General features: G+C 65.3%; 5 protein-coding genes. 3 read left to right on the top strand and 2 right to left on the bottom strand.

Annotated elements, in window-relative coordinates; genetic code table 11:
- Genes trpA through ABY454_RS04810 form a run of 3 tightly spaced genes read left to right on the top strand, consistent with a single transcriptional unit; the run spans position 1 to position 3,285 of the window.
- Positions 1-837 (top strand): tryptophan synthase subunit alpha, encoded by an 837-nt coding sequence (trpA, locus tag ABY454_RS04800; protein ID WP_372929038.1) that lies wholly within the window; start codon positions 1-3, stop codon positions 835-837.
- A 26-nt stretch (positions 838-863) separates the two neighbouring features.
- The gene (gene accD, locus ABY454_RS04805; protein WP_372929039.1) at positions 864-1,922 is read left to right on the top strand and encodes an acetyl-CoA carboxylase, carboxyltransferase subunit beta; all 1,059 of its coding nucleotides are present in this window, start codon (positions 864-866) and stop codon (positions 1,920-1,922) included.
- A 13-nt stretch (positions 1,923-1,935) separates the two neighbouring features.
- Positions 1,936-3,285: a folylpolyglutamate synthase/dihydrofolate synthase family protein gene (locus ABY454_RS04810; protein WP_372929040.1), complete on the top strand. Its 1,350-nt coding sequence runs from the start codon at positions 1,936-1,938 to the stop codon at positions 3,283-3,285.
- 5 nt (positions 3,286-3,290) lie between these two features.
- Here the strand turns inward: ABY454_RS04810 and trxA are convergent, their stop codons facing one another.
- Positions 3,291-3,629, bottom strand: coding sequence for a thioredoxin (trxA, locus tag ABY454_RS04815; protein ID WP_372929041.1), 339 nt, complete (start codon positions 3,627-3,629; stop codon positions 3,291-3,293).
- Between the two features lie 72 nt (positions 3,630-3,701).
- The coding region (addA, locus tag ABY454_RS04820) for a double-strand break repair helicase AddA (RefSeq protein WP_372929042.1) at positions 3,702-6,470 on the bottom strand (2,769 nt) is incomplete at its 5' end.

Consider the following 6,470-nt stretch of genomic DNA (forward strand, 5'->3'; position numbering starts at 1 on the left):
ATGACGAGGATCGACCAGAAATTCGCCGCGCTGAAGCGCGAGGGCCGCGCTGGGCTCGTAACCTTCATCACTGCCGGCGACCCGGACTACGAGACCTCGCTCGCCATGCTCAAGGGGTTGCCGGGCGCGGGCGCCGATATCATCGAGATTGGCATGCCCTTCTCCGACCCCATGGCTGATGGGCCGGCGATCCAGGCGTCCTCCGTGCGGGCGCTCCAGGGCGGCCAGACCATGAAAAAGACGCTCTCCATGGTTAGAGAGTTCCGCAAAGGAAATGACACAACACCGGTAGTGCTTATGGGCTACTACAATCCCATATACGTGTATCCGGTTGACCGCTTCATCACCGATGCGGTGGACGCCGGTGCCGATGGTTTGATCGTGGTGGATATGCCGCCTGAGGAAGACGAGGAGCTTCGCCCGGCCGCGGCCCGGAGTGGGCTGAACTTCGTTCGGCTTGCCACGCCGACTACCGATGCCAAGCGCCTGCCGGCCGTGCTCACGAATACCTCGGGTTTCGTCTACTATGTGTCCATCGCGGGCATCACCGGCACGGCGGCGCCGGACATCGCGGCCGTCGGCGAGCATGTGGCGCGGCTCAAAGCGCATACGGAGCTGCCGATTGCCGTCGGCTTCGGCGTGAAGAGCCAAGAGCAGGTGCGTGCGCTGGCGGGCGTGGCTGAAGGCGTGGTCGTTGGATCCGCGCTGGTCGCCGCGATCGCCGAGAGCCTCGATGACAGTGGCAAGGCGACGAAGGAAACCGAGCCGTGCCTGCTTGAGCTTGTGGAGCATTTGTCGTCCGCCCTGCGGCCCGAGGTCGAGGCGGCTGCCGTCTGAAACGGCATAGTGAGAGAGTTAGACCCGTGAACTGGATCAACAGCGTCGTAAGACCCAGAATCCGGAACATCCTTCGGAAGAAGGACATGCCGGACAATCTCTGGGTGAAGTGCCCCGAGACCGGGCAGATGATCTACTACAAGGACCTGGAGGCGAACCAGTTCGTCGTTCCGGGGTCCAACTATCATATGCGCATGTCGGGCCCGGCCCGGCTGAAGTCCGTCTTCGACAACGGAAAGTTCGCCGCGATCCATCTTCCGGAAGTGCCGACGGACCCGCTCAAGTTCCGTGACGAGCGCCGCTACACCGATCGCCTGAAGGATGCGCGCGGCAAGACGGGGCTCAACGATGCGGTGCTCGCCGGTATCGGCAAGCTTAACGGCGACACCGTCGTGGCCGCCGTGCAGGACTTCGATTTCATGGGGGGCTCGCTCGGCACTGCCGCAGGCGAGGCGGTGATCGCGGCCATGCGCGCCGCGCTCGTGCGCAAAGCGCCCTTCATTCTGTTTGCGGCCTCGGGCGGGGCACGCATGCAGGAAGGCATTCTCTCGCTGATGCAGATGCCGCGCACGACGGTCGCCGTCGAGGAACTGCGCGAGGCGAAGCTTCCTTACGTCGTGGTGCTCACCCATCCGACCACGGGCGGCGTGACCGCCTCTTACGCCATGCTTGGCGACATCCATATCGCCGAGCCGGGCGCGTTGATTGGCTTTGCGGGCCCACGCGTCATCGAGCAGACCATCCGCGAGCAGCTACCAAACGGCTTCCAGCGCTCCGAGTATCTCCATGCCCACGGCATGGTCGATATGGTCGTGCACCGGCACGAACTGCGCGGCACGCTGGCGCGTATCTGCAGTCTCTTGACGCATCGCCGCCTCGGCCACGACATCGAGATTGCGCCGGTGGCGGAGGTGGCGGCAGACGGCGCACAACCGGCCCTGCCGGCGCCGGAGGACAAGCCGCGGCCTGGAAACGGTCTGGCCGCCGACCACGAGGGCGAAGGCGAGGGCGAACAGAATGACGACGAGGCCTTGACGAAGGCCCCCGGCAATGGCGCTAATCAACTTCCGCCGCAGAACGCCTAAGGTCCTTTGAGGGTTGACCACATTACCTTATAGCGGCGGGCGCGCTGCGCCCCGCCCCCGCTCGGCAACGAGTGACACGCTGCTGGAGCGTCTCAAGAAGCTTCACCCGCAGTCCATCGATCTTTCGCTGGGGCGGATCGAGCGCGTGCTCGACGCGCTGGGCAATCCACAAGAGAAGCTGCCGCCCGTCGTGCATGTGGCAGGCACCAACGGCAAGGGCTCGACGCTGGCGTTCTTGCGCGCGATCGCCGAATCGATGGGAAAGGGCGTTCATCTCTACACCTCGCCGCATCTCGTCGACTTTCACGAACGCATCGTTCTTGCCGGTCCCGACGGCGCCGCACCCATCGCCGAGGATGTCCTCGTCGACTGCCTCGCCCGCGCCGAGGCGGCGAATGGCGGCGAGCTGATCACGCTGTTCGAGGTCACCACGGCCGCGGCCTTTCTCGCCTTCGCGGAGGCGCCGGCCGATCTGCTCCTCCTGGAGACGGGTCTCGGCGGCCGGCTTGACGCCACCAACATGGTCAAGAAACCGCTGCTCACCATCATCACGCCGATCTCCATTGATCACGTCTCATTCCTCGGCGAGACGCTGACGGAGATTGCCGGGGAGAAGGCCGGCATCCTGAAAGCTGGCGTGCCTTGCGTCGTCGGCCGTCAGGACCAAGAGGCCCTCGACGTCATCGAGGCCCGCGCCCAAGAGCTCGGCGCGCCGCTCCACGTGGCTGGGCGCGACTTCGACATGTACGAGCAGCAAGGCCGCTTGGTCTTTCAGACGGCGTCGCGCCTTGTCGACTTGCCGCTCCCGCGGCTGGCGGGGCATCACCAGATTGATAATGCCGGCACCGCGATCGCCGCCGCGAGCATTGCTTTCGGCGATGCGCTGGGGCCCCGCGCCCTCGAAGACGGCGTGAGCGAGGCGCATTGGTCCGCGCGGCTCGAACGGCTTTCCGTGGGGGGCTTGTATGCCTACACCGAAGACGGCACCGAGATTTGGCTCGATGGCGGACACAACGCGGCTGGCGGGCAGGCCGTAGCCCATACGCTGGCCGAACTCGACGAGCGTGTTCCGCGCCCCGTGCATGTGATCTGGGGCATGATGGAGACCAAAGACGCCCGGCGCTTCATTGCGCCGTTCAAAGGATTGGTGGAACGCGTCTACACCGTTCCGATCCCGGGCGAGCCGAACGCCTTCGACGCCGAAAGTTTGGCGGAGCTGTCGCGCGCCGAAGGCTTCGATACGGTTGCAGTCAACAGTGTGCCGGAAGCGCTGCTGCGGTCCGCGTCACGCGGGCAGAAGGCGCGCGTGCTGATCTGCGGCTCGCTCTACCTCGCGGGCCACGTCCTCAAGCTGCATGCATAAATGCGTTACGCGCTAACGGGGCCGTCGACGGCGCCCCCGATCCACGCCGCGAGATGGTTCTTGGGGTAAGCGCCGCGGAGCGTGTCCACCACCTCACCGTCCTTGAACAGAATCAGCGTCGGGATTGCCCGGACATTGTAAGTGCCTGGCGTAGCGGGGTTCTCGTCGATATTCAGCTTGGCGATCTTCACTTTGCCGCCGAGTTCGGAGGCGATTTCTTCCAGCGCGGGCGCGATCTGGCGGCAGGGGCCGCACCACTCGGCCCAAAAGTCGACGACAACAGGTGTCGAGGACTTGAGCACCTCGGCGTCGAATGTATCGTCGGAAACCGTATCAATCGCCATTCGCTTTTCTCCTAACCGCCGGCTGGGCCAGTTTTGCGCCCGATCTAGCCACCGGAACCTAGGTGCGCCCCCTCAACGCGTCAAGGCTGGCCCGCGGCTCAACATGTCGTGCTCGGCGGCCTCAAGCAAAGTTGATGGGATCTCCATGAGCCGCGGCCCGTCGGTCCACAGCAAGGCCACGCGTGCCGGCTTTCCCGGAAACATCTTGCCGAGCGCCAGCCGGTAGGCGGCGAGCTGGTTGATATAGCTTTGCGCCACCTCACCGGGCGTTGTGGGCGGCGGACGGTTCGTCTTGTAGTCGAGGATCAGGAGGTCGCCGTCCAAAATGGCGAGCCGGTCGATCTGGCCTTCGAGATCGAAACCATCTTCGCCGTCGCCGAATCGCGCCACTACGGGGACTTCGGCAAGGCTTCCGGGCGCGAACAGAGGCGCGAACGTCGCATCTCTCACAATGGCGAGCGTCTCGCCGACGATCTCCTCCCTTAGCGTATCGGGCAGGCTTACGCCGCGGGCCGCCACGAAGCTACGCGCCGCACGCTCCTGCTCTGCCGCAGGTACCTCGGGCAGGTGCTGAAGCAGCGCATGCACGAGGCCTCCGCGCACGAAACGCAGATCGCCGGCCAGCGCGCTTGGCCCAAGCGGCGGCTGCTCCGGACCGAACGCGCCATCACTACCGCCATTGCCATCGCCTTCACTTGCGGCATTTAGCGCAAGATGCGACGGCGCGAGCCGTGTGCGCACGCGTTCCGGCATCGCGGGCGTCAGGGCGAAGTCCGGCAGCGGTGGCGTCTCCAGCACGGTGGCCGGCGTGGCTGCGTCCTTGGCGGGTTTTTTCTGCGATGAGGTCATGCGGGAAACGGTGAGGCCGTCGTCACCATCGGTTTGGCTGAGGTGAGGCTCAAGGCCCTCAGCGACGAGATCGTACCAACAGTTCTTGTCGCGGCGCTGTACGCCCTGCCAGCCGCAGATATAGAGCCGGTCGCAGGCACGCGTCATGGCGACGTAGAGCAGCCGGTGATATTCGTCGCGTTCGGCTCTCTCCGTGGCGCTTTTGGCCGTCGCCAGCCCAGGCACGTTGGAATGCCCCGCCGGCGGCCACAAAAGGTGGTCCACCTCACCGGGCGGCTGTCCGGGGCGCGGCGCTTCATAGATGCGCGGGCCTTGACCGCGCGGGTTCGTGCACGTGTCCGGCAAGATGACGATCGGCGCTTGCAAGCCTTTGGCGCCATGCACGGTCATGATGCGCACCTCGTCGCGGTCTTGATCCATGTCTCGCTTGATGTCGATCTCGCCATGGCGCAGTTCGTGAACGAAGCCTTGCAGCGACGGCGTGGAGTCCCGGTCGTAGGCGAGGGCGGCGTCGAGAAACTCATCGATCGCTTCGGCCGCCTCCGGCCCCAACCGCGTCAGCATGCGCTTGCGCATCAACTGGCCGTCGGCCCCGAGCAGCTCGGCGAAGAATTCGTAAGGTGGCAGGGTGTCCGCGTGACCGAGCCAGGCGGCAAGCCGCGTTGCAGCTTCGGTGAATTTCTCCTCGTCCCGCCGCGCCACGAGCTCCGCCCACAGCGATCCTTTGCGATCGTGCGCCAGCGCGAACAGATCGTCTTCGCTGAGGCCGAATAGCGGGCTCTTCAGCACCACTGCGAGCGCCAAGTCGTCCTCCGGCATAAGCAGCACGTCGGCAAGCGCCACGAGATCCTGCACGGCTAGCTGATCCATCAGCCGCATGCGGTCGGCGCCGGCGATGGGAATCTTTGCCCGCTTGAGCTCGCGGATCATTGGCGCGGTGAAGGGATCGCGCCGCCGCACCAAGATCAGAATGTCGCCGGGCTGAATGGGGCGTCCTTGCGAGGGCAGGGGCTCAGCACTATCCAGCCAGCGGCGAATCTGAGTTGCGATGCGTTTGCACAGCGTATCGACCGCATCCGCGCCACTGACGTCCTCGGTCCAGGGCTCGAACGGCTCGGCGGGCTCCGGCTTGTCCGTCGTTTCGACCGGCCAAAGCTCCACGAGCCCCGCCTCGCCCTGGCGGAAGGCGTGATGCTCGATGATGGTGTTCTCGGCGAAGGTCAGCCCTTGCGCCGCGTGGTCCTGCCCGAACACATGATCCACCGCAGCTAGCACGGGAACCGTGGAGCGGAACGACACGTTGAGCGGCACCTTGTGCCATTTGATCTGCGCGGCTTGCGCGCGTTTGCTGAAAGCCTGGCCCACGGCGCCGAAGCGCGCCGGATTGGCGCCCTGGAAGCTGTAGATCGATTGCTTCTCGTCGCCCACGGCGAAAAGCGTGCGCGTTTGCTCGCCGGCGCCGCGCCCGGCGAAGAACTCATCCGCCAGCGTCTCGATGATCGACCATTGCTCGGGGTTCGTGTCTTGCGCCTCGTCCACCAGGATATGGTCGACACCCCCGTCGATCTTGTAGAGCACCCAGGCCGCCGCACCTGTGCGCGACAGTAGATGCTGTGCCTTGATGATCAAGTCGTCGTAGTCGAGCACCCCGTTGCGAATCTTTCGGCCTTCGTAGTCCGCCAGGATCGCATCGGCGAGCACGATGACCGCGCCGCTCGCTTCGGCCACGCGAAGGTGCGCCAAGTCCGTCTCCAGCGCGGCGAACGGGCCTTTAGCGGCGTCGAGCATCGCGCCGATATCGGGCGCGGCATCCTTGAAGCCTTTGGTGCAGAGATTGGCGGCAGGCGTGCCCTTCTGCGTGAGGAACAGAGCGCGTAGTGCGTTTGCCCGCGCCTCGCCATCGAGCCCTCGCGCATTTTCCAGCGCGCCTTGCGCTTGCTGGTCTGTCTTGGCGTCACTGCCGTAAGCGGAGAAGGCGGCCAAGGCCGCGTC

It is taken from the genome of Methyloceanibacter sp. (assembly GCF_041573655.1).
Classification (GTDB): Bacteria; Pseudomonadota; Alphaproteobacteria; order Rhizobiales; family Methyloligellaceae; genus Methyloceanibacter.

Bases quoted from the DNA above. Each gene is read 5' to 3' on its own strand.
- trpA (WP_372929038.1), top strand. From the start codon at position 1: ATGACGAGGATCGACCAGAAATTCGCCGCGCTGAAGCGCGAGGGCCGC.
- trxA (WP_372929041.1), bottom strand. From the start codon at position 3,629: ATGGCGATTGATACGGTTTCCGACGATACATTCGACGCCGAGGTGCTC.